27 protein-coding genes and 1 tRNA gene are annotated in these 25,760 nt (G+C 73.8%); 13 read left to right on the top strand and 15 right to left on the bottom strand.

The annotated features are described in order from the left end of the window. Positions 1–45 precede the first annotated feature (45 nt). Positions 46–531 carry a flavin reductase family protein gene (locus ACZ6S8_RS08610; RefSeq protein WP_469454317.1) on the top strand — a complete coding sequence of 162 codons (486 nt, stop codon included), beginning with the start codon at positions 46–48 and terminating at the stop codon, positions 529–531. 154 nt (positions 532–685) lie between these two features. Here the strand turns inward: ACZ6S8_RS08610 and arfB are convergent, their stop codons facing one another. Continuing rightward, positions 686–1,111, bottom strand: coding sequence for an alternative ribosome rescue aminoacyl-tRNA hydrolase ArfB (arfB, locus tag ACZ6S8_RS08605; RefSeq protein WP_469453745.1), 426 nt, complete (start codon positions 1,109–1,111; stop codon positions 686–688). A gap of 139 nt (positions 1,112–1,250) precedes the next feature. Here arfB and ACZ6S8_RS08600 point away from each other — a divergent pair, with 139 nt between their 5' ends. Continuing rightward, entirely contained in the window at positions 1,251–1,826 is a 576-nt protein-coding gene (locus ACZ6S8_RS08600; protein WP_267724528.1) for a TerD family protein, read from the top strand. A gap of 182 nt (positions 1,827–2,008) precedes the next feature. After that, positions 2,009–2,533, top strand: a complete 525-nt coding sequence (locus ACZ6S8_RS08595; protein ID WP_469453743.1) for a GNAT family N-acetyltransferase — start codon at positions 2,009–2,011, stop codon at positions 2,531–2,533. On the opposite strand, the gene ACZ6S8_RS08590 is transcribed toward ACZ6S8_RS08595, so the two are convergent. Together ACZ6S8_RS08590 and ACZ6S8_RS08585 are read right to left on the bottom strand one after the other, a co-directional pair. Continuing rightward, the gene (locus ACZ6S8_RS08590) at positions 2,530–3,978 is read right to left on the bottom strand and encodes a M1 family metallopeptidase (RefSeq protein ID WP_469453742.1); all 1,449 of its coding nucleotides are present in this window, start codon (positions 3,976–3,978) and stop codon (positions 2,530–2,532) included. The two genes, ACZ6S8_RS08595 and ACZ6S8_RS08590, sit on opposite strands and share 4 nt — an antisense overlap. A 31-nt stretch (positions 3,979–4,009) precedes the next feature. Further along, a complete protein-coding gene (locus ACZ6S8_RS08585) occupies positions 4,010–4,573 on the bottom strand; it encodes a GlcG/HbpS family heme-binding protein (RefSeq protein WP_469453741.1) in 564 nt (187 codons plus the stop codon). A gap of 485 nt (positions 4,574–5,058) precedes the next feature. Here ACZ6S8_RS08585 and ACZ6S8_RS08580 point away from each other — a divergent pair, with 485 nt between their 5' ends. From ACZ6S8_RS08580 to ACZ6S8_RS08570, 3 genes are all read left to right on the top strand, one after another. Then, the gene (locus ACZ6S8_RS08580; RefSeq protein ID WP_469453740.1) at positions 5,059–6,324 is read left to right on the top strand and encodes a sensor histidine kinase; all 1,266 of its coding nucleotides are present in this window, start codon (positions 5,059–5,061) and stop codon (positions 6,322–6,324) included. After that, positions 6,321–6,941 (top strand): response regulator, encoded by a 621-nt coding sequence (locus ACZ6S8_RS08575; protein ID WP_469453738.1) that lies wholly within the window; start codon positions 6,321–6,323, stop codon positions 6,939–6,941. Before ACZ6S8_RS08580 ends, ACZ6S8_RS08575 begins: the two co-directional genes overlap by 4 nt. Positions 6,942–7,009: 68 nt before the next feature. Continuing rightward, the gene (locus tag ACZ6S8_RS08570; protein WP_469454315.1) at positions 7,010–7,513 is read left to right on the top strand and encodes a hypothetical protein; all 504 of its coding nucleotides are present in this window, start codon (positions 7,010–7,012) and stop codon (positions 7,511–7,513) included. Positions 7,514–7,715: 202 nt separating this feature from the next. Here ACZ6S8_RS08570 and ACZ6S8_RS08565 read toward each other — a convergent pair whose 3' ends face one another. Beyond that, positions 7,716–8,414: a pentapeptide repeat-containing protein gene (locus tag ACZ6S8_RS08565; protein ID WP_469453736.1), complete on the bottom strand. Its 699-nt coding sequence runs from the start codon at positions 8,412–8,414 to the stop codon at positions 7,716–7,718. A 168-nt stretch (positions 8,415–8,582) separates the two neighbouring features. On the opposite strand from ACZ6S8_RS08565, the gene ACZ6S8_RS08560 reads away from it, so the two are divergent. Then, a complete protein-coding gene (locus ACZ6S8_RS08560) occupies positions 8,583–9,575 on the top strand; it encodes a zinc-binding dehydrogenase (RefSeq protein ID WP_469453734.1) in 993 nt (330 codons plus the stop codon). Positions 9,576–9,604: 29 nt separating this feature from the next. Here ACZ6S8_RS08560 and ACZ6S8_RS08555 read toward each other — a convergent pair whose 3' ends face one another. Then, positions 9,605–10,081: a GNAT family N-acetyltransferase gene (locus ACZ6S8_RS08555; RefSeq protein WP_469453732.1), complete on the bottom strand. Its 477-nt coding sequence runs from the start codon at positions 10,079–10,081 to the stop codon at positions 9,605–9,607. A gap of 9 nt (positions 10,082–10,090) precedes the next feature. Next, positions 10,091–11,029 (bottom strand): aminoglycoside phosphotransferase family protein, encoded by a 939-nt coding sequence (locus ACZ6S8_RS08550; RefSeq protein WP_469454313.1) that lies wholly within the window; start codon positions 11,027–11,029, stop codon positions 10,091–10,093. Positions 11,030–11,162: 133 nt separating this feature from the next. On the opposite strand from ACZ6S8_RS08550, the gene ACZ6S8_RS08545 reads away from it, so the two are divergent. Further along, the gene (locus ACZ6S8_RS08545) at positions 11,163–11,888 is read left to right on the top strand and encodes a class I SAM-dependent methyltransferase (RefSeq protein ID WP_469453730.1); all 726 of its coding nucleotides are present in this window, start codon (positions 11,163–11,165) and stop codon (positions 11,886–11,888) included. A 34-nt stretch (positions 11,889–11,922) separates the two neighbouring features. Here the strand turns inward: ACZ6S8_RS08545 and ACZ6S8_RS08540 are convergent, their stop codons facing one another. Further along, positions 11,923–12,735, bottom strand: coding sequence for a DsbA family protein (locus ACZ6S8_RS08540; RefSeq protein WP_469453728.1), 813 nt, complete (start codon positions 12,733–12,735; stop codon positions 11,923–11,925). A gap of 157 nt (positions 12,736–12,892) precedes the next feature. Here ACZ6S8_RS08540 and ACZ6S8_RS08535 point away from each other — a divergent pair, with 157 nt between their 5' ends. Then, positions 12,893–14,284: an NAD(P)/FAD-dependent oxidoreductase gene (locus ACZ6S8_RS08535; protein WP_469453726.1), complete on the top strand. Its 1,392-nt coding sequence runs from the start codon at positions 12,893–12,895 to the stop codon at positions 14,282–14,284. Between the two features lie 48 nt (positions 14,285–14,332). Here the strand turns inward: ACZ6S8_RS08535 and ACZ6S8_RS08530 are convergent. Then, positions 14,333–14,406, bottom strand: a tRNA-Thr gene (locus tag ACZ6S8_RS08530). Positions 14,407–14,625: 219 nt separating this feature from the next. Between ACZ6S8_RS08530 and ACZ6S8_RS08525 the strand changes: the two genes are divergently transcribed. From ACZ6S8_RS08525 to ACZ6S8_RS08515, 3 genes are all read left to right on the top strand, one after another. Next, the gene (locus ACZ6S8_RS08525; protein ID WP_469453724.1) at positions 14,626–15,714 is read left to right on the top strand and encodes an ABC transporter ATP-binding protein; all 1,089 of its coding nucleotides are present in this window, start codon (positions 14,626–14,628) and stop codon (positions 15,712–15,714) included. Between the two features lie 214 nt (positions 15,715–15,928). Further along, positions 15,929–16,342, top strand: a complete 414-nt coding sequence (locus ACZ6S8_RS08520) for a hypothetical protein (protein WP_469453722.1) — start codon at positions 15,929–15,931, stop codon at positions 16,340–16,342. A 28-nt stretch (positions 16,343–16,370) separates the two neighbouring features. Beyond that, positions 16,371–17,147 carry a nucleotidyltransferase family protein gene (locus tag ACZ6S8_RS08515; RefSeq protein ID WP_469453720.1) on the top strand — a complete coding sequence of 259 codons (777 nt, stop codon included), beginning with the start codon at positions 16,371–16,373 and terminating at the stop codon, positions 17,145–17,147. A gap of 100 nt (positions 17,148–17,247) precedes the next feature. On the opposite strand, the gene ACZ6S8_RS08510 is transcribed toward ACZ6S8_RS08515, so the two are convergent. The 6 genes from ACZ6S8_RS08510 to ACZ6S8_RS08485 form a co-directional block, all read right to left on the bottom strand. Further along, on the bottom strand, positions 17,248–18,783 hold the full coding sequence (locus ACZ6S8_RS08510) for a DoxX family membrane protein (RefSeq protein WP_469453719.1): 1,536 nt from the start codon (positions 18,781–18,783) through the stop codon (positions 17,248–17,250). A gap of 190 nt (positions 18,784–18,973) precedes the next feature. After that, positions 18,974–19,945, bottom strand: a complete 972-nt coding sequence (gene rlmB / locus ACZ6S8_RS08505; RefSeq protein WP_469453718.1) for a 23S rRNA (guanosine(2251)-2'-O)-methyltransferase RlmB — start codon at positions 19,943–19,945, stop codon at positions 18,974–18,976. Positions 19,946–20,040: 95 nt separating this feature from the next. Further along, positions 20,041–21,441 carry a cysteine--tRNA ligase gene (gene cysS, locus ACZ6S8_RS08500; RefSeq protein ID WP_469453716.1) on the bottom strand — a complete coding sequence of 467 codons (1,401 nt, stop codon included), beginning with the start codon at positions 21,439–21,441 and terminating at the stop codon, positions 20,041–20,043. A gap of 105 nt (positions 21,442–21,546) precedes the next feature. Then, entirely contained in the window at positions 21,547–22,098 is a 552-nt protein-coding gene (gene ispF, locus ACZ6S8_RS08495) for a 2-C-methyl-D-erythritol 2,4-cyclodiphosphate synthase (protein WP_469453714.1), read from the bottom strand. Then, positions 22,088–22,834 (bottom strand): 2-C-methyl-D-erythritol 4-phosphate cytidylyltransferase, encoded by a 747-nt coding sequence (ispD, locus tag ACZ6S8_RS08490; protein ID WP_469453712.1) that lies wholly within the window; start codon positions 22,832–22,834, stop codon positions 22,088–22,090. The genes ispF and ispD overlap by 11 nt, the downstream gene beginning before the upstream one ends. A gap of 314 nt (positions 22,835–23,148) precedes the next feature. After that, positions 23,149–23,631: a CarD family transcriptional regulator gene (locus tag ACZ6S8_RS08485; protein WP_003953493.1), complete on the bottom strand. Its 483-nt coding sequence runs from the start codon at positions 23,629–23,631 to the stop codon at positions 23,149–23,151. A 645-nt stretch (positions 23,632–24,276) separates the two neighbouring features. Here ACZ6S8_RS08485 and ACZ6S8_RS08480 point away from each other — a divergent pair. Continuing rightward, positions 24,277–24,975 carry a DUF461 domain-containing protein gene (locus tag ACZ6S8_RS08480; RefSeq protein ID WP_469453710.1) on the top strand — a complete coding sequence of 233 codons (699 nt, stop codon included), beginning with the start codon at positions 24,277–24,279 and terminating at the stop codon, positions 24,973–24,975. 113 nt (positions 24,976–25,088) lie between these two features. Here the strand turns inward: ACZ6S8_RS08480 and phoP are convergent, their stop codons facing one another. Beyond that, on the bottom strand, positions 25,089–25,760 hold the full coding sequence (phoP, locus tag ACZ6S8_RS08475; RefSeq protein ID WP_465270536.1) for a two-component system response regulator PhoP: 672 nt from the start codon (positions 25,758–25,760) through the stop codon (positions 25,089–25,091).

The raw sequence follows: 25,760 nt of genomic DNA, 5'->3' as shown, positions 1-25,760 counted from the left end.
ACCCCCCATGCTGAGGGCGTGAGCAATGACGAGTTCCGCGCCGCGATGGCCCGGCTGGCGGCGGGCGTGTGCCTGATCACCGCGCACGAGGCCCCCCTGACGGCCGGCGGTCCGCGCGGCGAGGACGTCGGCATGACGGCCACCGCCTTCATGTCCGTCTCGCTGGACCCGCCGCTGGTGGTCGTGAGCCTGCGCGAGGGCTCCCGGATGGACGACCTGCTGGCGGAGCAGCCGCTGTGGGCGGTCTCGGTGCTCGCCGACCACCAGCTCCAGATCGCGGGCCGCTTCTCGATGAAGAACCGCATCAGCGACCGCCTGCTGTTCGCGGACCTCCCGTACGTGCGCGGCGAGACCTCCGGGGCCCCGCTGCTGAGCGGCGCCCTGGCCACCCTCGAATGCCGTACGGAGAACCGCGTGGAGGCGGGCGACCACACCCTGGTCGTCGGCCGCGTGCTGACGGCGGGGCTGCCGTCGCCGGACTCGCCGCCGCTCACGTACTTCCGCGGGCGCTACCGGCACCTCGGGCAGTAGCCGGGGCCGGGGGGCGTCCGCGGGGCGGGCCGGGCAGGCTGCCCGGCCGGGCGCGTACGGACGGGGCGCAGGCCCCGGCGCACGGCGTGCGCGCCGCCCCGGAGGGGCGTGCGACGGTACGGGGGGCGTGCGGTTTCCGGCGCGCTACCAGTCGCTACCAGTCGCGGCCGGTGCGGCCGCGCTTGGTCTCCGCCCTGGCCTTCTTCTCGCGCAGCCGGCGCTCGTTGATCCCGCGCGGGATCTTGGTCGCCCGGCGCTGCCGCGGCGGCGGCGCCGTGGCCTCGGCGAGCAGCGACGTCAGCCGGACCAGCGCCATCTCCCGGTTGCGCAGCTGCGAGCGGTGCTCGGAGGCCCGTACGGTCACCACCCCGTCGACGAGGCGGGAGGCGAGCCGCTCCAGCGCCCGTTCCTTCCACACCTCGGGCAGCGCCTTGGTGGCCGCCAGGTCGAAGAGCAGTTCCGCGCGGGAGTCCGAGGTGTTCACGTGCTGTCCGCCGGGCCCCGAGGAACGCGAGAAGCGCCAGGCGAGCTCCGCCTCCGGGAGCACGACCGAACCGCGGATGACATAGGGACCAGGCATGCCCCTATGATCCGTGCCCGCCGCCGCTCCGTCACCCTTATTTCGTTCGGGAACCCGGCAGGCCCCTCCTCGCGTTAGAGGGGGCAGCGGTACTTTGGCCGCCTGTACGTGCATGTTGGATGAGGAAAGGGACATTCCCATGGCTGTAAGCCTGTCCAAGGGCGGCAACGTCTCGCTCTCGAAGGAGGCCCCCGGTCTGGCTGCCGTCACGGTCGGCCTCGGCTGGGACACCCGCACCACCACCGGTGTCGACTTCGACCTCGACGCCTCGGCCATCGCCGTCAACGCGACCGGCAAGGTCGTCTCCGACGGCCACTTCGTCTTCTTCAACAACAAGTCCACGCCGGACCAGACCATCGTCCACACCGGTGACAACCGCACCGGCGAGGGCGCGGGCGACGACGAGGCCATCAACGTCAACCTCGCCGGCCTGCCGGCCGACGTGGACAAGATCGTCTTCCCGGTCTCCATCTACGACGCCGAGACCCGCAACCAGAACTTCGGCCAGGTCCGCAACGCGTACATCCGCGTCGTGAACCAGGCCGGCGGCACCGAGATCGCCCGCTACGACCTCTCCGAGGACGCGGCGACCGAGACCGCCATGGTCTTCGGCGAGCTCTACCGCAACGGCGCCGAGTGGAAGTTCCGCGCGGTCGGCCAGGGCTACGCCTCGGGCCTCACGGGCATCGCGCAGGACTTCGGCGTCAACGTCTGATCCGTGTGACGGATCGACCGCGTGACGGGTAGGCCGATCGTCCGGCCGACCCGTCGCCGGCCCGTTGCCGGCCGGTGTGACCGCCGGCGCGCCCGCTGGTGCGTCCGCCGCCCGGCGGACACCTGTGCTGGTGAAGCCCCCTCCCGGCCGTCCGGGGAGGGGGCTTCGCTACCGTTCGGCAGGTGATCCTCCAACCGCTCGTCCCCGTGGACGGCGCCCTGCCCGGCCCGGTCCTCACCGAGATCGCCGCCCTCTACGCGACGAACCACGCGTTCTTCGAACTGAGCGGCGATTTCCCCGACCCCGGCCGCATCACGGTCGAGCAGGTCGCGGCCGCCCTCGCCGACGAACTCTCCCGCCCCGGCGCCGAGGTCCTCCTCGCCCGCTCGGCGGGCCGGCTGGTCGGCCTCGCCACCACCCTCGCCCACCATCCCGACCCGGCGTCCGAGGACCCCGACCCGTGGATCGGGCTGCTGCTGATCGACGCCACCGCGCACCGCGAGGGCTACGGCCGGACCGTGGCGGGCCTGGTCGAGGACCGCTTCCGCGCCGCGGGGCGCGCCGGACTGCGGCTCGCGGTGCTGGAGAACAACCCCGGCGCGCTCGCCTTCTGGGAGTCCCGCGGCTACGCCTTCGTACGCCGGGCCCGGGACCGCGAGCTGGGCCGCGACTGCGTGGTGCTGCGCAAGCCGCTCGACACTCCCTAGCGGGGCCCGCCCGGGCGGTCCTTCCCGTACAGCCAGACGTCCCAGACGTCCTTGAGGTCGTGTCCCGTCGACTTCTCGGCGTAGGCGGTGAAGTCGGCCGTGCTCGCGTTCCCGTGCCGGTGCGCGGCGGCCCAGCCGCGCAGGAGCGCGAAGAACTTCTCGTCGCCCACCTCCTGCCGGACGCGGTGCAGCACCATCGCCCCGCGGTAGTACACCGGGTTCCCGGAGATGTCGGCGGGTCCGGGCGGGGCGGCCGGCGGGAAGGCGTCCCAGTCGGAGTCGGCGTTCTCGTCGACCTCCGTGTCGCCCTCCACGAAGGCGTCGAACTCCTCCTGCGCCGTGGGCCCGTCGTGGTCCTCGGTCCACAGCCACTCGGCATAGGTGGCGAAGCCCTCGTTCAGCCACATGTCCTTCCAGGACTCGGGCGACACCGAGTTGCCGAACCACTGGTGGGCGAGCTCGTGCAGGACCAGTTCCTCGCTGCCGGGCGCCCCGGGGAAGACGGGCTTGGTCTGCGTCTCCAGCGCGTAGCCCAGGGTGCCGGCGGGCAGCACGACGGCGCCCGCCGTGCCGAAGGGGTACGGGCCGAACCGGCCGCTGCCCCACTCCACCATCTCCGGCAGCCGCGCGAGCACCCCGGCGCTCGACGCGGCCTCGTCGGGCGTCACGGCGTTGTAGAGGGCCACTCCGGAGGGCGTGCGCCCCGTGGTCACCCGGTACTTCCCGACGACGGCGGTGGCCAGGTAGCTCGCCATCGGCTCCGGGCTGTGCCACGCGAAGGCGGTCCGCCCGGCGCCGGCCGGGGTGCGGGAGCGCAGCGCGCCGTTCGACACGGCCTCGTAGCCGTCCGGGACGGTCAGCGTGATGTCGTACGCGGCCTTGTCGCTGGGGTGGTGGTTGCCGGGGAACCACGTCATCGAGCCGACCGGCTCGCCGACGCCGACCGCGCCGCCCGCGCTCCCGGCGCCTCCCGGGGTGGTGATCCACCCCTCCTTGGAGCCGTCCGGATCGGTGAGGGCCTTCGGGTGGCCGCTGTAGTCGACCTCCGTACGGAAGACCTCGCCCTTCTTCAGGTCCTCGGCCGGACGCACGGTCAGCTCGGTCCCGGTGCGGTTGTACCGGGCGCCCTCGCCCTGCACGGTCACGGCGTCGACGCGCAGCCCGCTCAGGTCCAGGTTGAAGGAGCTGAGGCCCTGCCCGGCGCGGGCGGTGATGACGGCGCGGCCGCGCAGCCGGTTGCCGGCGGGTTCGTAGTCCAGGTCCAGGGCGTAGTGCTCGACCTGGTAGCCGCCGTTGCCGGCCTTGGGGAAGTACGGGTCGCGCAGCCCCGACGCGCCCGGCCGTCCCTGCACGGTGCCGCCCGTACACGCCGTGGTGAGGGCGAGGAGGGCGGCAGCGGCGGGGACGGCGAGGCGGGAGGAGCGGGATCGGGCGCGGTGTTCCACGCACTCGATCCTAAGCGGGTGAAGGGGCGGGCTACTTGCCCAGCGCGTCCACGCCGGCCTTGGCGAACTTCTCGTCGAGGTCGCCGCTGGGGGCGCCGGCGACGCCGATTCCGGCCACCGGGGCGCCCTTGGCCTGCACCGGGGTGCCGCCGCCGAGGAAGAGGGTGCCGGGGATGTCCTTCAGGTTCGGGGTCTGGGCGAGGCGGCCGGCGAGGACGGAGGTGGGCGCGTTCCAGGACACGGCGGTGAAGGCCTTGCGCTCGGCGGACTCGTAGGACTGCGGGCCCGCGCCGTCGCCGCGCAGGGTGACGAGGGTGTTGCCGTTGCGGTCCACGACCGCGACCGTCACGCGCTGGTTCTCCTTCTCGGCGGCGTCCAGCGCGGCCTGGGCGGCGCGGGTGGCGGCGTCGACGGTGAGGTGGGTGGAGGTGGTGAAGTTCCGGTCGTCGTCCTTCTTCGCCGCGGCGGCGGCCGGGGCGGCGGCGGGCGCGCCGGCCGGTGCGGCGGTGGCGCTGGCGCTGACGGCCCCGAAGGTCCCGGCACCGATGACGGCGGCGAGGGCGGTACCGGTGAGGACGCGGGTACGGGTGTTCATCTCTGCTCCTGAGGACGGTGACACGGGGGTGGGCGGCATCGGTGGGGCCGTCCGCTCCGGCGGTGCGGGGCGGGCCGGCTCCTTCACTGCTCCAAGCCTGGGCCCGGAACCCCCGCCGCCCCGTCCCCGTACCGGCTCCCGCCGCCGACCGCACCGGTTGACCCGGGGGTCAACCGATCGGCCGATGCGCCGCCCCCCACCCCGGTATTGGCTGACACCACCCCACCCCAACCCCACCCCACCCCGACCACCCCAGCCCGACCACCCCGACCACCGGCACCGGTCCGGCCGCCCGGGCCCGCGCGGGAACCCCGGCTCCGGCACGGCGGGCCCGGGCGGGGCGGCAGCGCCCGTACCCGGCCCCGCGGCCCGGCGCATCCGTAACGGCGCCGGACCCCCCGCGCCGCAGCCCCGCGAGGGGTCCGCGCCGCCCCGCGTGGACCCGGCAGGATGGGAGGGCCGCACCCCCCACCCCTGGAGACCCCGTGAGCCACCCCCCGCCGCGGCGACCGGACACCCGCACCCTGGCCACCGTCACGCACGCGGCGTTCTTCCTGCTCCTCGGCGCCTCCCTGGCCCGGTTCCTCCTCCGCCACCCCGGCGAACCCCGCACCCCGTGGATCATCGCGCTCAGCATCGCCCTGTCCCTGCTGTACGTGCTCGGCCCCGCGGTCGGCGCCACCCCGCCCCCCGGTGCCCGGGCCGCCGGAGGCCCCGCACCGGCCCCGCCGCTGCGACGGCTGCTCTGGCTCGGCCTGGTCGTCGCCACCTGGGTGGTCCTCGTCCTGCTCGCGCCCAGCTTCGCCTGGTGCGCCGTCCCGCTCTTCTACACCGCCCTGCGCACGCTGCGCCCCCGCGCGGCCGTCGTCCTCGTCGCCCTCCTCACCGCCTTCGTCGTCATCGCGCAGCTCCAGCTCGCCACCGCCTTCGACCCGAACCTGCTCCTCGCCCCGCCCGCCGTGGCCGCCCTCGCCACCGCCGTCTTCGTTCACACGGAGCGCCAGGCCGAGGCCCAGCGGGCCCTGATCGACGACCTCATCCGCACCCGCCGGGAACTGGCCGCCACCGAGCGCCGCGAAGGCACCCTCGCCGAACGGCAGCGGCTGTCCATGGAGATCCACGACACCCTCGCCCAGAACCTCTCCAGCCAGCAGATGCTGCTCCAGGCCGCCGACCGCACCTGGGACACCGACCCCGCCACCGCCCGCGCGCACGTCCGTACCGCCACCGGCATCACCGCACGCGGCCTCGCCGAGGCCCGCCGCCTCGTCCACGACCTGGCCCCGTCCGAACTCGCGGACGGCGCCGGCCTCGCCGACGCCCTGCGCGCCCTGGACGCCGGCCCGCACATCGAGGTCCGCTTCCACCTCGAAGGCACTGCGGCGCCGCTCCCCGACCGCGTCCAGTCGGCCCTGCTGCGCATCGCCCAGGGAGCACTGGCCAACGTCCGCGAGCACTCCGGCGCCCGTACCGCCGCCCTCACCCTCAGCTTCCTGGGCGACCAGGTCGTCCTGGACGTGGCCGACGACGGCCACGGTTTCGCCGGGCCCCGCACCGGCCCCGACGACACGGGCACCGGCCCCGGCACCATCGCCGACACCGGCGCCCGCGCCCGCTCCCCCGAACGCGGCCACGGCCTCCCGGCGATGCGCGCCCGTGTGCGCCAGCTGGGCGGCACCCTGACCATCGAATCCACGCCCGGAGAAGGCACCGTCCTCTCCGCGGCCGTCCCCCTGGAGCCCACCGGATGACGACGATCCTGCTCTGCGACGACCACGTGGTGGTCCGCGCCGGACTGCTCGCCCTGCTCGGCAGCGAGCCGGACATCGAGGTGCTCGGCGAGGCGGGCAGCGGCGAGGAGGCGGTCGCCCTGGCCGCCAAACTGCGGCCCGACGTGGTCCTGATGGACCTCCAGCTGGGCGAGGGCATCGACGGCGTGGAGGCCACCCGCCGCATCACGGCCCTGCCCGAGCCCCCGCACGTCCTGGTCCTCACCACGTACGACACGGACGCCGACATCACCCGTGCCATCGGCGCGGGCGCCACCGGCTACCTGCTGAAGGCGGAACGGCCCGAGGAGCTCTTCGCCGCCATCCACTCCGCGGCCGCCGGCCGCACCACCCTCTCCCCGCCGGTGGCCAGCCGTGTGATGGCCCACATGCGCGGCACCCGCCCCACCCTGACCGACCGCGAGCTGGACATCCTCGGCCAGCTGGCCCGCGGCCTCGGCAACCGGGACATCGCACGGGCCCTGTTCATCAGCGAGGCCACCGTGAAGACCCACCTGGGCCGCATCTACGACAAGCTCGGCGTCGACACCCGCGCGGGCGCCGTCTCGGTGGCGAAGGAGCAACGCCTCCTCCCGTGACCCGCCACTGCCGCACCCCCGCACGGCCGGGGGCGGGGGCGGCCCGGACCCGTGACACCATCGGGTACGTGCTCGACATCGGCTACTCCCTCTCCCGGCGCTTCCCGGACCCCCCGCAGACCGACTACCGCTCGGCGGACGTCCGCACCCTGCGCCACGACCTGTTCTGCGGGGACGTCTACCTCGCCGACACCCACGCGGACCGGGAAGTATCCACAGCCTGGGGATGGGTGCCCGTACTGGACTTCGCCTGGGCCCTGTGCGACATCGTCGAGCAGCTCGACCGGGACCCGCGCGGCAGCCGCTCCGCCCACCGCCAGTACGCCGAACTCGACTTCACCGAGTCCACGGACCGGATGCTCTTCGAGCGCCGCTTCGGGTGGGTCGACGTCGAGGCCGACTGGATGCCGGCCGAGGAGGCGCCGCTGACCTTCAGCCACCGCCTGCTGCGCCGCGAGGCCCGCGACTTCCTGCACGACGTCATCGCGGACCTCGTGGACATGCACGAGGGCCTCGCCGACAACCCGGCCATCTGGACCCTCCAGTCCCGCTTCCCCCGAGTCCCTGCCTAACCCCACCGGGCCAAATCCAGCCCCGCCGGCGCTTGAGGCGCGGGGTCCGGGGCGGAGCCCCGCGGCCCCCGGGAGCAGCCCGCCCCCACCCGGCCCGAGCCCCCGCCCAGGCCACCCGGGCAGCGCCAGGCCCACCGGGCCCGCGCGCGAAGCCAACGCGCAACCCACCCCGGGGCAGCACCCGCGCCATGGCCCGGTACCGCTACGCCACCACCCGTACCCCCAGCTGCGCAGCCAACGCCGGCGCCAGGTCGAACAGCTGCGCCGGGCTGATCACCGCCCCGGACAGCGCCTCCACCCCGCGGGCGATCTCCAGCACGGCGGCGTCCCGCAGGTCCACGTCCGTCATCCGCACCCCGGTGAAGTCCACCCCGCGCAACGCGCAGTCCCGGAACTCCACCCGCTCCAGCACCGCACCCGCGAAGTCCGGCTCCACGAGCACGCACCCCTCGAAGACCACGTCCTTGAGCCGCGCCTTCCGCAGGTTCAGGTAGTCGATCTTCCCCCCGCGCACCACCACCCGCTCCAGCACCGCCCCGTGCAACTGCACCCCGCCCAGCCGGGCGTCCACCAGCTCCACGTCCCGCAGGGACGCCCCCGACAGGTCCGTCCCCACTCCCCGGATCCCCTCCAGCACCGAGTCCAGCACGCGCGCCTTCGCCAGCCCCGCCTCGTCGAGTACGCAGCGCCGCACCGCGCAGTCCATGAACCGGGCCCCGATCCCCTCCTGCCCCGTCAGATCCAGGTCGGCGAACTCCACCCCGTCGTAGTCACCGTCCGGCTCCAGCTCGCCGTCCGCCCACACCGCGAGCTCCGGCAGCCGCACCTCCGGCCGCTTCGCCGCCTTCACGCCCTTCACGCCCTTGGCCGTCCCCTGCTGCTGCTGTCCGTTTCGCGCCATTCCCCCATCCTGACGCACCGCACCGACAACCCCCCTTGACCTCAACCACGCTTGAGGTCACAGCCTGATCCCATGCCGACCCCGACACCGAACCCCACGCCGACACCGACCCCCACCCCGACACCGGTCCCCACCCCAACACCCACACCCACACCGGCACCCCCGTCCATGCACGCCGTCCGCCTCCACGCCTTCGGCCCCGCCGAGAACCTCACCTACGAGCCCGCCCCCACCCCCGTACCGGCCCCCGGCCAGGTCCGCATCGCCGTGGCCGCCGCCGGAGTGCACCTCCTCGACACCACCCTGCGCGAGGGCGACCCGGGCCCCTTCCCCGGCCTCCCCGAACTCCCCACCGTGCCCGGCCGCGAAGTCGCCGGTACCGTCGACGCCCTCGGCCCCGGCACCGACCCCGCCTGGCTCGGCCGCGACGTCGTCGTCCACCTCGGCCCCGCCCCCGGCGGGTACGCCGAGTACGCCGTCGCCGACGCCGACCGCCTGCACCCCGTACCGCCGGGCCTCGGCCCGGCCGCGGCCGTCGCCATGATCGGCACCGGCCGCACCACCCTCGGCATCCTCCAGTTCGCCGACCTCGGCCCGGACAGCGTCGCCCTGGTCCCCGCCGCCGCCGGCGGCATCGGCACCCTGATCGTCCAGTACGCCGTCCACGCCGGAGCCACCGTCATCGCCCTGGCCGGCGGCCCCGCCAAGACCGCGCGGGCCGCCGCGAACGGCGCCCACCTCGCCCTCGACTACACCGACCCCGCCTGGTCCGACAGGGTCCGCGCGCAGTACCCCGGCGGCGCCACCGTCCTCTTCGACTCCGTGGGCGGCCCCGTCACCCGCACCGCCCTCGACCTGCTCGCCCCCGGCGCCCTGCGCCTCGTCTTCGGCTGGTCCGCCGGCCCCCTGGCCCTCACCGACGCCGAGGAAGCCGCCCTGACCGCCCGCGGCGTCACCACCCTGAACGTCCTCGGCCCGGCCATGTTCCGGCAGGTCGGCACCTCCGACCCGCTGCGCACCCTGGAGACCCGCGCCCTCGCCGAAGCCGCCGCCGGCCGCTTCCGCCCGGCCCTCACCCGCTTCCCCCTCGCCGAGGCGGCCGCAGCCCACCACGCCCTGGAAACCCGCGCGACGACGGGCAAGGTCATCCTCGAACCCTGACCCCCACCGACTCGGGCAGGCGCCCGCCGCTACTCCGCCCCCGCCAGCTTGCGGAGCGCGTCGTCCGTCAGGCGGTTCACCGTCCACTCGTCCATGGACACGGCTCCCACCGACCGGTAGAAGTCGAGGGCCGGCGTGTTCCAGTCCAGGACCGACCACTCCAGCCGCTCGTACCCCCGCTCCACGCAGGTCCGCGCCAGTTCCGCCAGCAGCGCCTTGCCGTGGCCGCCCCCGCGCGCGCCGGGGCGTACGTACAGGTCCTCCAGGTAGATCCCGTGCGCCCCGCGCCACGTCGAGAAGCTCAGGAACCACACCGCGAAGCCGACGGGCTCGCCGTCCTCGGACTCCGCGACGTGCGCGAACACCGCAGGCCGCTCCCCGAACAGCGCCTCGCGCAGCTGCTCCTCGGTCGCGCGGGCCTCCCCCGGCACCTTCTCGTACTCCGCCAGTTCTCGGATCATGTCCCGAATGACGGGAACGTCGGCGACACGCGCGTTACGGATCATCCCCGCACTCTAGACATCCCGCCCCATCAGCAGCTCCGCCACCGCCCGTTGCTCCTGCGGCAGCCGTTCCTCCCCGTCCTCCACCTCCCACAGGCAGTTCTGCAGCACCCGGGCCAGCGTCCACGCCCGCGCCCGTTCCCGGTCCAGCCCGACCGCCTCCGTCAGCAGGTCGAACCGCCACCGCACCTCACCCGCCGCGAACCGGTTCACGATCGCCGGCAGCAGCTCGAAGCCCGGGTCGCCCGCCAGCGGCTTCGGGTCGATCGCCAGCCACTCCCCGCGGCCCCCGGCCCCGGCCCCGGCCCCGCCGCCGCCGCCCAGCACGTTGCCGTAGTGCAGGTCCCAGTGCAGCAACCGGTCGCCGGGCTCCCCCGCCACCTCCGCCAGGGCCGCCGCGCAGTCCGCCAGCACCCGCCGGTCCCGCCCGTCCGCCAGCCGCCCCAGCGCCCCCGGTACGTCCTCCAGCATTCCGGCCGCCATCGCGCCGAGCCCCCGCAGGCCCGCCGGAGCCGGCGTCGCCGTCAGTCGCGCCAGCAGCCCGGCGACCACCTCCACCGCCCCGCGCGCGTCCCGCTCCGCGACCGCCGTCAGCGGCCGCCGTTCGTCCAGCCGCTCCAGCAGCATCGTCCCCGACGCCGCGTCGTGCTCCCACAGCCGTACGGCGCCGTCCCCGTCCCACGCCCGCAGCGCCACCGGCTCCCCGACGGTCTCCTCGTCCACCGCCTGGAGCTTCAGCGCCGCCCGCGTACCGTCCGCCCGCTCCACCGGCAGCACCAGCGCGGCCACGCCGTGCATCCCCGGCCCCGTACGCCGCAGTTCCCACCGCTCCAGGAACCGCCCCGCCAGCGCGGGCAGCCCCGCGACGAACGCCCGGCCCGCGTCGCCGCCGTACGTCGCCTGCGCCTCGACCAGACCCGGCGGGACCTCGATGGCGTTCCCGCTGTTCACGGCGTTCCCGACGTTCCCGACCCTGTCGACCATGGCCCCGAGGCTACGGCGGCCGCTTCCGGGGTAGCCACACGGCGCACGAGCACGACACCCCACCACCGCACACCCGCACACCCGCACACAGGGAGACCGCATGAGCGTGTCCGACCGCTACCGCACGTCCTGGGACGGCTTCTGGGAGCAGAGCTCCGGCGAGCCGGGCGAGCCCTTCTGGGACGCCGACCCCTCCCTCACCGCCGCACGCGACCTCCCCCGCCTCACCCCGCACGCCGACCCGGGGCTCCCCATCGCCGACCTCGGCTGCGGCAACGGCACCCAGACGCGCTACCTCGCCACCCGCTTCCCCCGCGCCGTCGGCGTCGACCTCTCGGCCGCCGCCGTCGCCCACGCCCGTCGCGCCGACCCCGCCGGCAGCGCCGCGTACGAGCAGCTCAACCTCGCCGACGCGGACCAGGCCCCGGCCCGCGACCTGCACGCCCGCCTCGGCGACACCCACGTCTACATGCGGGCCGTCCTGCACCAGAGCGACCCCGAGGACCGCCCGGCCGTCGCCGCGGCCGTCGCCGCCCTCGTCGGCGCGCAGGGCCGCGCGCTCGTCCTGGAACCCACCGGCGACGCCAAACGGGTCATCGCCGCCATCGCCGAACAGCCCGGCGGCCCCTCCCCGAAGCTGCGCCGCGTCAAGGAGCACGACCTCCGCCCCGGCGAGGTCGCCGAGGGCGAGGTCGCCGCACTGCTGCGCGGCGCCGGTCTCACCGTCCTGGAGGAGGGCCCCACCACCCTCGCGATGAGCGAGAACCGGGCGGACGGCTCCCCCGTGGAACTGCCCGCGCGGTGGTTCGTCGCGGGCCGCCCCTGACCCCCACGCCCCCGGCCCCCAACAGCCCACCCCCCTAACCGCCGACGCCGGCCTCCCCCGCTCCGGCCTTCCCCACTCCCGCCTCCCCGAGCGCCGCGGTGAGCGCCGCCCCGTCGAAGATCGACCCGGCGGCGCGCTTCCCCAGCGGCTTCCCGTCCAGCAGCACCAGCGGCGTCCCCTGCGCACCGGTCGCGCGGAACGCCTCGGCGGCCTCGGCCACCCATCCCCGGTACGTCTGCTCCGCGACGGCCTTGTCGAAGTCGTCCGCGCCGCGCAGCCCCGGCACCCCGTCCGCGATCCGCAGCAGGGCCTCGTCCGTGAACCTCCCCTCCGGCCGGCTCGCGAACACGGCCGCCTGGTACTCGGCGAACTTGCCCTTGTCCACCGACGCCCGCAGCGCGTTCACGGCGATCGCCGAGCCGCTCCCCCGCGCGTCGAGGAAGGAGGCCAGGACGTACTGGATCTTCAGCCCGCCGTCGCCCGCCAGCTTGAGCAGCGCCTCCCCGCCGGTCTGCTCGAACTTCGCGCAGTAGCCGCAGTGCGGGTCCACGAGCACCTGCACCGTGTGCGGCGCGTCCTCCCGGCCCACGACGACCGTCCCGCCGTCCACAACGGCCGGCAGCTTCGCCAGCCGGTCGGCGATCGGGCTGGTCCGTACGACGAAGTCCGCGCCGGCGCCCGCCTTCCCCGCGTCCGCCGCCCCCGCCTTCCCCGCGTCCGCCGCGCCCGCCTTCGCCGCGTCCGCGCCGCCGCCCCCGCAGCCCGCCACGGTCCCGCCGAGGAGGGCCGCCACCGCGACCGCCACGACGGCGCGACCCGCGCGCCCTGCCTTCCGTACCCGCGCCATAAACCGCACCTCTCAGCTAAAACAATGACAAATCCCCCAGCCCACCGTACGGATCACCGCCCCACCCCCGCATCGGTCTTTCGGCCTCCGATCCGCCCCCGGAACACGACACTCCGTCCCTGGACACCCCTTCGGAACCGGGTGTAGCAACTCCCCCATGACGATCAACGGCGGCATCTCCTTCTGGTACGCGACCGACCCCACCGCCCCGACCACCCCACCCCGCGCGCCCCTCACCTCCCACGCCACCGCCGACGTCGTCATCGTCGGCGGCGGCTACACCGGCCTCTGGACCGCCTACTACCTCAAGCGCGCCGCCCCCGACCTGCGCGTCATCGTCCTGGAGCAGACGTTCTGCGGCTACGGCGCCTCCGGCCGCAACGGCGGCTGGCTCTACAACGGCATCGCCGGCCGGGACCGTTACGCCGCCCTGCACGGCCACGCCGCGGCCCTGCGCCTCCAGCAGGCCATGAACGACACCGTCACCGAGGTCGTCGACACCGCGGCCGCGGAGGGCATCGACGCCGACGTCCACCGCGGCGGCGTCCTCGAAGTCGCTCGCACCCCCGCCCAACTCACCCGCCTGCGGGCCTTCCACGCCACCGAGCTCTCCTTCGGCGAGACCGACCGCGAGCTGTACGACGCGGCCGCCACCCGGGCCCGCGTCGCCGTCGCCGGCGCCCTCGGCTCCAGCTGGACCCCGCACGGCGCCCGCATCCACCCCCTCAAACTGGTCACGGGGCTGGCCGCCGCCTGCGAGCGCCTCGGCGTGGTCATCCACGAGTCCACCCCCGTCACGGGGATCGCCCCCGGCCGCGCCGTCACCCCGTACGGAACCGTCCGCGCCCCCCACGTCCTGCGCTGCACGGAGGGCTTCACCGCCGCCCTCAAGGGGCAGCGCCGCTCGTGGCTCCCGATGAACTCCTCGATGATCGTGACGGCCCCGCTCCCCGCCGCGGTCTGGGATTCCCTCAACTGGTCGGACGCCGCCACCCTCGGCGACACCGCCCACGCCTACATGTACGCCCAGCGCACCGCCGACGGCCGCATCGCGCTCGGCGGCCGCGGCGCCCCGTACCGCTTCGGATCGCGCGCGGCGGGCGCCGGCAACTCCGGGCGCACCGAGCCGGCCACCATCACCGCCCTGACCGACCTGCTCACGTCCTTCTTCCCCCAGCTCGCGGGGACGGAGATCACCCACGCCTGGTCCGGCGTCCTCGGCGTCCCCCGCGACTGGTGCGCCACCGTCAGCCTCGACCGCGCCACGGGCCTCGGCTGGGCCGGCGGCTACGTCGGCTCGGGCGTCGCCACCTCCAACCTCGCCGCCCGCACCCTGCGCGACCTCGTCCTCGGCGAGCCCACTGGCCTGACGACGCTCCCCTGGGTCGGCCACCGCGTCCGCCGCTGGGAGCCGGAACCGCTGCGCTGGCTCGGCGTCCACGCGCTGTACGCGGCCTACCGCGCGGCGGACCGCCGCGAGGCGTCCACCGGCAGTCCGCGGACGACCCCCCTGGCCCGCCTGGCCGACCGCGTCGCGGGCCGCCACTGACGGCACGACGAAGGCCCCGGACGTCTCGTCCGGGGCCTTCGTGCGCGGAGCCCCCTGTCGGGTTCGAACCGACGACCCCCGCTTTACAAGAGCGGCGCTCTGGCCAGCTGAGCTAAGGAGGCAAGGCGCTCTCACTCTACACAGAGGGCCCTTCGCGGGACCATCACGTTGCCGGCGCCACCGGGCACCCCGCCGCGGGGACCCGGACCGGCAATCCGACCGGGCCAGGGTGCTGACAGGAGGCGTCCGGACGGGTAGCGTCGAGCGGAGTCCGACAACTGGACTAGACCTTCCACTCGGATCGTCCGGCACGTTCCTGCCGGTAGAAGGGATTCACCACCATGGCTTCTGTCACCTTCGACAAGGCGACTCGTCTGTACCCCGGCGGCGACAAGCCCGCCGTCGACCAGCTGGAGCTGGAGATCGAGGACGGCGAGTTCCTCGTCCTCGTCGGCCCCTCCGGCTGCGGCAAGTCCACCTCGCTGCGCATGCTGGCCGGCCTGGAGGACGTCAACGGCGGCTCCATCCGCATCGGCGAGCGCGACGTGACGCACCTGCCGCCCAAGGACCGGGACATCGCGATGGTGTTCCAGAACTACGCGCTGTACCCGCACATGTCCGTCGCCGACAACATGGGCTTCGCGCTCAAGATCGCCGGCGAGGACAAGGCCACCATCCGCCGCAAGGTGGAGGACGCGGCGAAGATGCTGGACCTGACCCAGTACCTCGACCGCAAGCCGAAGGCGCTCTCCGGCGGCCAGCGCCAGCGCGTCGCCATGGGCCGCGCGATCGTCCGCAAGCCGCAGGTCTTCCTCATGGACGAGCCGCTGTCGAACCTGGACGCCAAGCTCCGCGTGTCCACCCGCACGCAGATCGCCGCCCTCCAGCGCGACCTCGGCATCACCACCGTCTACGTCACCCACGACCAGGTCGAGGCCATGACGATGGGCGACCGGGTCGCGGTCCTCAAGGACGGTCTGCTCCAGCAGGTCGACACCCCGCGCAACATGTACGACCGCCCGGCGAACCTGTTCGTCGCCGGCTTCATCGGCTCCCCGGCGATGAACCTCGTCGAGGTCCCGATCACCGACGGCGGCGTGAAGTTCGGCGACAGCGTCGTCCCGGTGTCGCGCGAGGCGCTGTCCGCCGCGGCCGACGCGGGCGACCGCACCGTCACGGTCGGCGTCCGCCCGGAGCACTTCGACATCGCCGCGACCGGCGGCCTGACCGTCACCGTGAACGTCGTCGAGGAACTCGGCGCCGACGGCTACGTGTACGGCTCGACCTCCGCCGCCGAGGGCTCGCAGGACCTCGTGGTCCGCGTCGGCGGCCGCCAGGTCCCGGAGAAGGGCTCCGAGCTCCACGTGGTGCCGCGGGCCGACGAGATCCACGTGTTCTCGACGTCCTCGGGCGCACGGCTCTCCAAGTAGCCGACGCGGCACGGTCCGACGCACGAGGAGGGGCGCCCCGCCAAGGGGCGCCCCTTCCGCGTCCGTTGCCCCGCGCGGACGGCCGCCGCAACCCCGGCAGAACGGGCCATTCGGCCCCAACCGTCAACCCCGTATTCGAAAAGCCACGTCGAACCATCCCCCGACAGGGTGACTAAATGTCGCCAATTCTTCACCGAGCGCTACTCTCGCCCTCGTGACCCACTCTGCCCGCCGTATCGGCCGTTCCCTCGCCCTGGTCCTGCCCGTCGTCCTGGTCCTGTCCGGGACCCTCGCGGTCACCATGGTCCCCTGGGCGGACACTTCCTCCTCCCAGGTCCTGACCGCCTCCGCCGAGAACGTCTCCGTTCCCGCCAAGCCGCGCGCCGCACAGGACGTGCTGCGCGACAAGCTGCTGAGCGAACTGCAGCAGGGCGAGGAGCCGGGTGACGTCCTCACCCACCTCCAGCAGGAGGTGGACCGCAGGCCGTCGCTGGCCGAGCACTGCGTGGGCATCGCGCGTGCCCTGGGGCGCGCCGCCGTCGACGCCTACGGCCCGACGAAGGCCCAGTCCTTCGCGCGTCCCGTGTGCGACACCTCGTACGCGACCGGCGTCGCCTCCATGGGCTGACACCCGCCGCGTCCCTACGCTGGCGGCCATGACCGACGCAGCTCCCGAACCCGCAGCACCCCAACCGTCCGATCCCGCAGCCGCGTTCCCCGCAGCCCCCGTCCAGGCAGTCGTCCTGGCGGGCGGACAGGGTTCGCGGCTGCGGCCGTACACGGACGACCGCCCGAAGCCGATGGTCGAGATCCCGGGGACCGGCGTGCCGATCATCGGGCACCAGCTGGCCTGGCTCGCCGCCGAGGGCGTCACCGACGCGGTGGTCTCCTGCGGGCACCTCGCCGGCGTGCTCCAGGAGTGGCTGGCCGGGGCGCGGTTGCCGCTGCGGGTGACCACGGTCGTCGAGGAGGAGCCGCTGGGGCGCGGCGGCGGCCTGAAGTACGCGGCCCGCAGCCTCCCGTACCCGGAGCTGTCCTGGTACGCGACCAACGGCGACGTCTGGACCCGGTTCTCGCTCCGCGAGATGGCGGCCTTCCACGCCGAGCGGGGGGCGACGGCGACGCTGGCGCTGGCCCGGCCGCGCATTCCGTGGGGCGTGGTGGAGACCAACGAGTACGGCCAGGTGCTGGACTTCATCGAGGCTCCGCAGTCGCCGTACCCCGTCAACGCCGGGGTGTACGTCTTCGCGCCCGAATTCACCGCGCTGCTGCCCGACTTGGGCGACCACGAGCGCACCACCTTCCCGCGGCTGGCCCGCGAGCGCCGCCTGGCGGGCTTCCCGCTGCCCCAGGGGGCCTACTGGCGGGCGATCGACACCGCGAAGGACCTGACCGAGGCCGCACGGGAGTTGGCCGCGCAGACGGGCTCCTGAGGCTTTTCACACGCCCGTACGGAACCTCGCGCACCCGTACGACACCCCGCGCTCGGCCCCTCCCGAGAGCCGCACCGGGCCCCCGACGGTTCGGCCGGACTCAGCCGAGGAGGCCGCCGACCAGGCCGGGCTTCTTCGGCGCGGTGCTCCCGCCGGTCCCGCCGGTACCGCCGCTGCTCCCCGAGGTGGAGGACGGCGGCTTCTGCGGGGAGGACTGCCGGGGGGTGCTGCGGGGGGTCTGCTGCCGGCCGGTCGCGCCCTTCGTCGCGGAGGGCGACTTGGACCCGGATCCGGTGCCGGTTCCCGCGGTCTCCCGGGCGGGCTCGCCGCTCGCGCTCCGGCCGGACCTGGCGGCCGGCTCGGAGGCGGTGGCGGACGGCTTCGCCGGCGCCTTGGTGGGCTGCTGAGTCGGCTGCTGCCGGACGGGCGCCTTGGGGAGCGGCTGGCCCGGCAGGTAGTTGCTCGGCGGCTCTCCCGGCCCCGGGACGGTGACCACGGTGCTGGAGCGGACGGCCCCGCCGAGGAGCGAACCGACGAGGAGGGTGAGCCCGCAGACGACGGCGGCCATGACGGCCCCGCGGCGCAGGACCCGCCGCCGCAGCCGCCAGACCTCGGAACGCGGCCCGAGCGTGCGCCAGGCCTCGCCCGCGAGCCGCCCGTCGAGGGAGTAGACCGGGGCGCCGGCGATGATCAGCGGGCTCCAGGCGGCGAGGTAGATGATGTCGGGCGCGTCGTACGCGGGAACCGTCTTCCAGCTCACCGTCATCAGCAGCGCGGCGGAGAGCAGCGCCCCGAAGCTCGCGGCGAACCGCTGCCACAGGCCGAAGACGGTGAGCACGCCGACGATGACCTGGAGGAACGCGACGCTCAGGCCGGCGCCGACCGGGTGCGCGAGCGCGAAGTCGCGCAGCGGCTCGGCCAGCGCCCACGGGTGCAGGGTGTGCAGCCAGGTCACCATGGAGCCGCGCTCGCCGCCGTCGAAGTAGACGGGGTCGCACAGCTTGCCCATGCCGGCGTAGATGGAGATGAACCCGAGGAAGACGCGCAGCGGGAGCAGCACGACGCCGAGGTTCATGCGGCGGCCCGGGTAGTAGGAGGCCTGCGCACGGCTGTCGGCAGCCCGCCGGGCGTCCGCCCCGGCGCCCGCGCCGCCCGGCGGCTGCCCGTACGGCAGGTCCCGTACGGCGGCCAGCGGGCGGGTCTCGTCCGGGTCCCCGTAGCTGCGCTGGCCGATGACGGTCGGCGAGGCGAGCGTGTCGTCGGCGAGGTCCTGGGCCAGGTCCACCCGGGGGATGGTCTGGGTGGCGCCGCCGTCGTACTCGTCGTGGCCGCGCCCGGCCTCCCGCACGGCCTGGAGGAGTCCCCCCATGGCGGCCGCGTCGCCGGGAGCGGCCTTGCCGCTCCACACGACGGGGGCCCGGCGGCGGGTGGCTCCGGCGGCGGCGACCACGGCACCGCCGAGGACGGGTGCGCGGCCGGGGGCGTTCGCGGGCTTGGAACGCGCGCTCGGGCTCGGTGCGAGCCGCACGCGGAAGCTGGCGTGGTTGACGATGACCTGTGCGGGATCGCACGGCACCTTGACCATGCTCAGCGCGGGCTGGTCGTCGAACCCTGACGTTCTGGTGTCCACACTCATCTAACCGAGTGATCAGTGTTTAGGACACTGCCTTGACATCAGGGATCTGTCCGAGACCCGTCAAGATCAAGCCACCCCGCCCGTAACGGGCGGGGTGACACGCTCACGGGTCACTTTCCGTGAGCCAAGTGGATCAAGCCGTCGGGCCGGCCGGGCCCGTCGGGCCGCTCGGACCGGCCGGACCCGCGGATCAGGCGCGGCCGCGGTCGGCGCGCCGGCGGGCGGCCTCGTACAGCACGACACCGGCGGCGACACCGGCGTTGAGGGACTCGGCGCCGCCCGGCATCGGGATGCGCACCAGGTAGTCGCAGTTCTCGCCGACGAGGCGGCCGAGGCCCTTGCCCTCGGAGCCGACGACGATGACGACCGGGCCGCCGAGCGCCTCCAGGTCGTTCACGGTGTGCGTGCCCTCGGCGGCGAGGCCGACGACGGTGATGCCCGCCTTCTTGTACTCCTGGATGGCGCGCGTCAGGTTGGTGACGCGGGAGACCGGGGTGCGCGCGGCGGTACCGGCCGACGACTTCCAGGCGCCGGCGGTCATGCCGGCGGCGCGGCGCTCGGGGATGACCACGCCGTGACCGCCGAAGGCGGAGACGGAGCGGACGATCGCACCGAGGTTGCGCGGGTCGGTGACGCCGTCGAGGGCGACGATGAGCGGGTCCTCGCCGTTGTCGTACGCGGCGGCGGTGAGGTCCTCCGGGTGCGCGTACTCGTACGGCGGGACCTGCAGGACCATGCCCTGGTGGTTCAGCCCGTTCGTCATGCGGTCGAGCTCGGGGCGCGGGGCTTCCATCAGGTTGATGTTGCCGCGCTCGGCCGCGAGCTGGAGGGCCTCGCGGACGCGCTCGTCGTTGTCGATGAACTGCTGGACGTAGAGCGTGGTGGCCGGAACACCGTCGCGCAGCGCCTCGAAGACCGGGTTGCGGCCGACGACCATCTCGCTGGTGCCCTTGGGACCGCCGCGGCGCGGCGCCGGGCGGCGCTTGGCGGCCTGCCGGGCCATGGCGTTGCTGATGCGGTTCGCCTTGTGCTTCTTGCGGTCCTCGGCCTTGGGGGTGGGGCCCTTGCCTTCCAGGGCCTTGCGCCGCTGGCCACCGCTGCCGACCGTCGCGCCCTTCTTGTTGGACGTGCGGCGGTTCCTGCGCTGGCTGTTCCCGGCCATGACTTCTACCTGTTTTCGTTGATGCTGCGGTGTGTACGTATGAAGAGTGTGCCGCCCGGGGGGCCGGGCGGCACAGTCGGACTGCTCCGGTGGGCTCAGCGGGGGCCGAGCGTCCAGCGGGGTCCGGTGGGGCTGTCCTCGATGACCAGGCCGGACTGCTGGAGCTGGTCGCGGATGGCGTCGGCGGTGGCCCAGTCCTTGCGGGCCCGGGCCGATTCCCGCTGCTCCAGGACGAGGCGCACCAGGGTGTCGACCGCGCCGTGCAGGTCCTCGCCCCGGTCGGCCTCGCCGGCCCAGTGCGGGTCGAGCGGGTCCAGGCCGAGGACGCCGAGCATGGCCCGCACCTCGGACAGGCGCGCGATGGCCGCTTCCTTGTCGTCGGCCGCGAGGGCGCTGTTGCCCTGCCGGACCGTGGTGTGGACGATGGCGAGCGCCTGCGGGACGCCGAGGTCGTCGTCCATGGCCTCCGCGAACGCGGGCGGGACCTCGGCGGCGGGCTCGACGGCCTTGCCGGCCTTCTCCACCACGCGCTGGTAGAACCCCTCGATCCGGGCGAAGGCGGACTCCGCCTCGCGCAGGGCCTCCTCGCTGTACTCGATCATCGACCGGTAGTGCGGGGTGCCGAGGTAGTAGCGCAGGACGATCGGGCGCCACTGCTTCACCATCTCGGAGACGAGGACCGAGTTCCCGAGGGACTTGGACATCTTCTCGCCGGACATGGTGACCCAGGCGTTGTGGACCCAGTACTTCGCGAACTCGTCGCCGAAGGCCTTGGCCTGCGCGATCTCGTTCTCGTGGTGCGGGAAGATCAGGTCCAGGCCGCCGCCGTGGATGTCGAAGGCCTCGCCGAGGTACTTGTGCGCCATGGCGGAGCACTCCAGGTGCCAGCCGGGACGGCCGCGGCCCCAGGGGGTCTCCCACGAGGGCTCGCCGGGCTTGGTGCTCTTCCACATGGCGAAGTCGCGGGCATCGCGCTTGCCGGTCTCGCCGGTGCTCTCCGGCTGGCGGATGTTGTCGAGGTCCTGGCGGGACAGCGAGAGGTAGCCGGGGTACGACTTCACGTCGAAGTAGACGTTGCCCTCGGACTCGTAGGCGTGACCGCGCTCGATGAGCCCGCGCATCATCTCGACCATCTCGGTGACGTGGCCGGTCGCGCGGGGCTCGTAGGTGGGCGGGAGGCAGCCGAGGGCGGCGTAGCCGTCGTTGAAGGCCCGCTCGTTCTCGTAGCCGATGGACCACCAGGGGCGCCGCTGCTCGGCCGACTTCGCGATGATCTTGTCGTCGATGTCGGTGACGTTGCGGACGAAGGTGACCTCGTAGCCCCGGTACTCGAACCAGCGGCGCATCATGTCGAAGTTGAGGCCCGACCGGATGTGCCCGATGTGCGGGGCGGCCTGCACCGTGGCGCCACAGAGGTAGATCGAGACGCAGCCCGCTGTGAGCGGGGTGAAGTCACGGATCTGCCGGGCGCTGGTGTCGTACAGGCGAAGAGTCACGGCATCCAGGGTAGTGCGCCCATAGCAGTGCCCCGCGACCCTTTCGGGGCGCGGGGCGGGTTTGTTGCCGAAGAGGCGTCGGCGGCGGCGCGGCCGCAGGAGGTACTAGGCCCGATTCGTCCGGTACACGAGGGCGGTGGCGAGCGCGGCGAGGCCTTCGGCCCGGCCGGTGAGGCCGAGGCCGTCGGTGGTGGTGCCGGAGACGGACACGGGGGCGCCCGCGGCGGCCGAGAGCGCCTTCTGCGCCTCTTCGCGCCGCTTGCCGACCTTCGGGCGCACGCCGATCACCTGGACGGCGATGTTGCCGATCTCGAAGCCCTCGGCACGGACGATGCGGGCGGCCTCGGCGAGGAGGGTGGCGCCCGGGGCGCCCGACCACTCGGGGCGGGAGGTGCCGAAGTGCGCGCCGAGGTCGCCGACGCCGGCCGCCGAGAACAGGGCGTCGCAGGCGGCGTGCGCGGCCACGTCGCCGTCGGAGTGCCCGGCGAGGCCCGTCTCCCCCGGCCACAGCAGCCCGGCGCACCACAGGTCGCGGCCGGTCTCGAAGGCGTGCACGTCGGTGCCGATGCCGACGAGCGGGATCAGCGGGGCGGCCTGCGCGGCGGGGGCGGGGGCGGGGGCGTCGTGGCCCGCCGGTCCTTCGGGACTAGTACGCATCGGTGGCCCTCCTGCGGGCGAGTACGGCCTCGGCGAGGACGAGGTCGAGGGGGCGGGTGACCTTGAAGGCCTCTTCGTGGCCGGGGACGACCACGACGGTGACGCCGAGCCGCTCCACCATGCCGGCGTCGTCGGTGGCGCCCTCCCCGTCGACGGGGATCTCGGCGTGCGCCCTCAGGAGCGTGGCGACGTCGAAGCCCTGCGGGGTCTGGACGGCGCGCAGCCGGGCCCGGTCGGGGGTGGAGACGACCGGCTCGGGCTCGCCCGGCCCGCCGGGCTCGACCTCCTTGACGGTGTCGGCCAGCGGCAGCGCGGGCACCACGGCCGGCGCGCCGGCGCGGACCGCCTCCACGACGGAGTCGACGGTGTCCACGGGCACCAGCGGCCGGGCCGCGTCGTGGATGAGTACGGAGGTGACGTCGGCGGGCAGCGCCTGGAGCCCGGCGCGCACGGACTCCTGGCGGGTCTCCCCGCCGGGGACGACGCGGACCTCGGCGCGGTCGGGCAGCGGGTGCTCGTCGAGCAGCAGGCGCACCTCGGCGGCGCCGTCGGCGGGGGCCACGACGACCACCAGGGAGACGGCCCGGGAGCGGGCCATGGCCCGGACGGCGTGGATCAGCATCGGGGTGCCGCCCAGGGCCCGCAGGGCCTTGGGGGCGCCGGGGCCCAGGCGCACCCCGCGTCCGGCGGCGGGGATCACCGCGGCGGTGCGGTGCGGTCGCGTTTCGTCAGACATCGGTAGCTCCGGGTTGCGCAGCCAGGTTTGTGGCTTCGGCCGACATGGGTATGGCCCTGGGTGATGTGCCGGGTGCGACGCCCTCGCCCCTTCCGTGACGACCGGTCGAGCCGGCTGCCCGGACCCGGTACACCGGTGGGGTCAGGGGATCAGTACGGTGCCAGATGGAGCACGTCGGACGGTGCGGACGCAGACATGCCGCAGCGCCCGGCGACAGGTCCCTCGTGGAGGAGGGGCCTTGTCATCGGGCACCGCGGCACAACTGTGCGAACACTGTTCTGATGTACTCAGATCAGAGGAACGGGATACTCGCGTCAGGACGCGAGGACCTCGTCGAGGAGGGCCTCGGCCTTGTCCTCGTTCGTGTTCTCGGCGAGCGCGAGCTCGCTGACCAGGATCTGGCGTGCCTTCGCGAGCATGCGCTTCTCACCCGCGGAGAGTCCGCGCTCGCGCTCACGACGCCACAGGTCACGCACAACTTCGGCGACCTTGATGACATCGCCAGAAGCGAGCTTCTCCAGATTTGCCTTGTAGCGTCGGGACCAGTTCGTCGGCTCTTCTGCGTACGGTGCGCGAAGCACCTCGAAGACCCGGTCCAGCCCGTCCTGGCCGACTACGTCGCGAACACCGACGAACTCCGCATTGTCCGCAGGCACACGAACAGTCAGGTCGCCCTGGGCGACCTTGAGCACCAAGTAGGTCTTGTCCACGCCTTTGATCTGACGAGTCTCAATGGCCTCGATCAGCGCGGCCCCGTGATGGGGATAGACCACGGTGTCGCCAACCTTGAACGTCATGTGACAGGTACCCCTTCCGTGGCTATCCAGGGTAACACGAGAACTGACTGTTATGAATGGCGTTTTCGCAGGTCAGGGCACCTCTCGGGGCTTGACAACAGCGACACGAACGTGCTGCGGAAGGCCTCGGGAAGGGGGTATCCGCAGGTCGGGGGCGCTGTACGGACCAGGCGAAAGGGTCACGCTACACCCGCCCGGCAGCTCCGCCGGAGTGACGTACGTCCCGTTTTGCGGCGTTCGGAGGTCGGAAAACGAACTACTCCGTTCGACTGGCGGCGCCGTCATCCAGCGGGTTCCGGCCCAATCCTGAATTGATCACGGATCGGCGTTCGAAGGAATCCGGAATTGATCACCGGGCGGTCGGCACCGGATATGCGGGCCCCGCGTGATCGTCGACATGATCGACGGGCGAAGGCCGGGGGAACGGCAGAGGAACGGCCGGGGGAACCGCCGGGGGAACGCCCGGCACGGAATGCAAGATCGCGGGGCCGGCCGAGCGCGGGGCCGCGCTGCGGAGGGTCGGGTGCGGGGGCGGGGCGGCGGCTCGGTAACCTAAGCGCGCTGACACACCCTTAGAGCGGCTTTACCTCGGCCGTTCCGAGCGCCCACCCTCCCCTTCCGTTCGTCCAAGGAGATGCCGCCGCCGTGAGCCGCAGCCTTCGACGCGGCGCCCTCGCCGCCACCGCCGTCGTGTTCTCGATCGCCTCGCTGGCTGCATGCAGTGCGGGCAACAACGCTGAGACCCTGCAGATCAAGCCGGACAACGCCGCCGTCACCAAGGGCGAGATCAAGATCCAGAACGCTCTGGTCATCACCCAGGGCGAGAAGGACAAGAACACCGCGGCCGCCGTCTCGGCCACGGTCTTCAACTCCGGCACCAAGGCACAGACCCTCGACGGCATCACCCTCCCGGGTGGCAAGGCCAAGGTCGTCCTGAAGGCGGCCGAGGGCACCGGCAAGGTGACCGTGCCCGCCGGCGGCTCCGTGATCCTGGGCGGCAAGGGCAACGCCTCCGCGCAGATCGAGCAGGGCGCGGGCGCCGAGGCGGTCAAGGACGGCGACGTCCAGCAGGTCGTCTTCCAGCTGAGCAGCACGGGCGACGTCGAGCTGGAGGCCTTCGTGGTCCCCAACACCGGCATGTACGCGGGCTTCGGCCCGACCGGGGCCCCGGCCGCCGGCGTCAGCCCGTCCGGCAGCCCCTCGGGCACGCCGTCCGGCTCCGCCTCCGGTTCCCCGTCGGGCTCGCCCTCCGGCAGCCCCTCCGCGGGCGCCACGGGCGGCGCGGCCGGCTCCTCCCCCTCGGGCTCCCCGTCGGGCTCCGCCTCGCACGCCGCGGGCCACTGAGCCGCGGAACCGCACCCGTAGCCGTACGGGAAGGGCCCCCGGTCGCACCTGCGACCGGGGGCCCTTCCCGTACACCCGTGAGGACGACGGCCCGCTGCGGGCCGTCCCGCGGTTTACGGCTCGAACTTGTAGCCGAGGCCGCGGACCGTCACCAGGTAGCGCGGCGCACCCGGGTCCGGCTCGATCTTGGCGCGCAGCCGCTTGACGTGGACGTCGAGGGTCTTGGTGTCGCCCACGTAGTCGGCGCCCCAGACCCGGTCGATCAGCTGCATGCGGGTCAGTACGCGGCCCGCGTTGCGCAGCAGCATCTCCAGCAGGTCGAACTCCTTCAGCGGGAGGTCCACCTTTCCGCCGGAGACGGTGACCACGTGGCGGTCGACGTCCATCCGTACGGGACCGGCCTCCAGGGCCGCCGGGGTGACCTCCTCCGGCTCGCCGCGGCGGCGCAGGACCGCGCGGATGCGGGCGACCAGCTCCCGCGAGGAGAAGGGCTTGGTGACGTAGTCGTCGGCTCCTATCTCCAGGCCGACGACCTTGTCGATCTCGCTGTCCTTCGCCGTCACCATGATCACGGGGACGTTGGAGCGACCGCGCAGCTGCCGGCAGACCTCGGTGCCGGGCAGGCCGGGGAGCATCAGGTCGAGGAGGACGAGGTCGGCGCCGTTGCGCTCGAACTCGTCCAGTCCGTCGGGCCCGGTCGCGGCGATCGCGACCTCGAAGCCCTCCTTGCGGAGCATGTAGGACAGGGCGTCGCTGAAGGATTCCTCATCCTCGACGACGAGCAC

The sequence above is a fragment of the Streptomyces sp. NPDC048461 genome, assembly GCF_055587105.1.
Note: the sequence above shows the minus strand (reverse complement) of the source record. Positions and strands in the feature narration are given on the sequence as shown.

What these genes read in the sequence shown, in the direction of transcription:
- ACZ6S8_RS08545 (WP_469453730.1), top strand. Translation starts at nt 11,163, where the DNA reads ATGAGCGTGTCCGACCGCTACCGCACGTCCTGGGACGGCTTCTGGGAG.
- ACZ6S8_RS08585 (WP_469453741.1), bottom strand. Translation starts at nt 4,573, where the DNA reads ATGAACACCCGTACCCGCGTCCTCACCGGTACCGCCCTCGCCGCCGTC.
- ACZ6S8_RS08575 (WP_469453738.1), top strand. Translation starts at nt 6,321, where the DNA reads ATGACGACGATCCTGCTCTGCGACGACCACGTGGTGGTCCGCGCCGGA.
- ACZ6S8_RS08525 (WP_469453724.1), top strand. Translation starts at nt 14,626, where the DNA reads ATGGCTTCTGTCACCTTCGACAAGGCGACTCGTCTGTACCCCGGCGGC.
- ACZ6S8_RS08565 (WP_469453736.1), bottom strand. Translation starts at nt 8,414, where the DNA reads ATGGCGCGAAACGGACAGCAGCAGCAGGGGACGGCCAAGGGCGTGAAG.
- ACZ6S8_RS08600 (WP_267724528.1), top strand. Translation starts at nt 1,251, where the DNA reads ATGGCTGTAAGCCTGTCCAAGGGCGGCAACGTCTCGCTCTCGAAGGAG.
- ispF (WP_469453714.1), bottom strand. Translation starts at nt 22,098, where the DNA reads ATGCGTACTAGTCCCGAAGGACCGGCGGGCCACGACGCCCCCGCCCCC.
- ACZ6S8_RS08540 (WP_469453728.1), bottom strand. Translation starts at nt 12,735, where the DNA reads ATGGCGCGGGTACGGAAGGCAGGGCGCGCGGGTCGCGCCGTCGTGGCG.
- ACZ6S8_RS08485 (WP_003953493.1), bottom strand. Translation starts at nt 23,631, where the DNA reads ATGACGTTCAAGGTTGGCGACACCGTGGTCTATCCCCATCACGGGGCC.
- rlmB (WP_469453718.1), bottom strand. Translation starts at nt 19,945, where the DNA reads ATGGCCGGGAACAGCCAGCGCAGGAACCGCCGCACGTCCAACAAGAAG.
- ACZ6S8_RS08560 (WP_469453734.1), top strand. Translation starts at nt 8,583, where the DNA reads ATGCACGCCGTCCGCCTCCACGCCTTCGGCCCCGCCGAGAACCTCACC.
- ACZ6S8_RS08610 (WP_469454317.1), top strand. Translation starts at nt 46, where the DNA reads ATGGCCCGGCTGGCGGCGGGCGTGTGCCTGATCACCGCGCACGAGGCC.
- ispD (WP_469453712.1), bottom strand. Translation starts at nt 22,834, where the DNA reads ATGTCTGACGAAACGCGACCGCACCGCACCGCCGCGGTGATCCCCGCC.
- ACZ6S8_RS08510 (WP_469453719.1), bottom strand. Translation starts at nt 18,783, where the DNA reads ATGAGTGTGGACACCAGAACGTCAGGGTTCGACGACCAGCCCGCGCTG.
- ACZ6S8_RS08515 (WP_469453720.1), top strand. Translation starts at nt 16,371, where the DNA reads ATGACCGACGCAGCTCCCGAACCCGCAGCACCCCAACCGTCCGATCCC.
- arfB (WP_469453745.1), bottom strand. Translation starts at nt 1,111, where the DNA reads ATGCCTGGTCCCTATGTCATCCGCGGTTCGGTCGTGCTCCCGGAGGCG.
- ACZ6S8_RS08555 (WP_469453732.1), bottom strand. Translation starts at nt 10,081, where the DNA reads ATGATCCGTAACGCGCGTGTCGCCGACGTTCCCGTCATTCGGGACATG.
- ACZ6S8_RS08535 (WP_469453726.1), top strand. Translation starts at nt 12,893, where the DNA reads ATGACGATCAACGGCGGCATCTCCTTCTGGTACGCGACCGACCCCACC.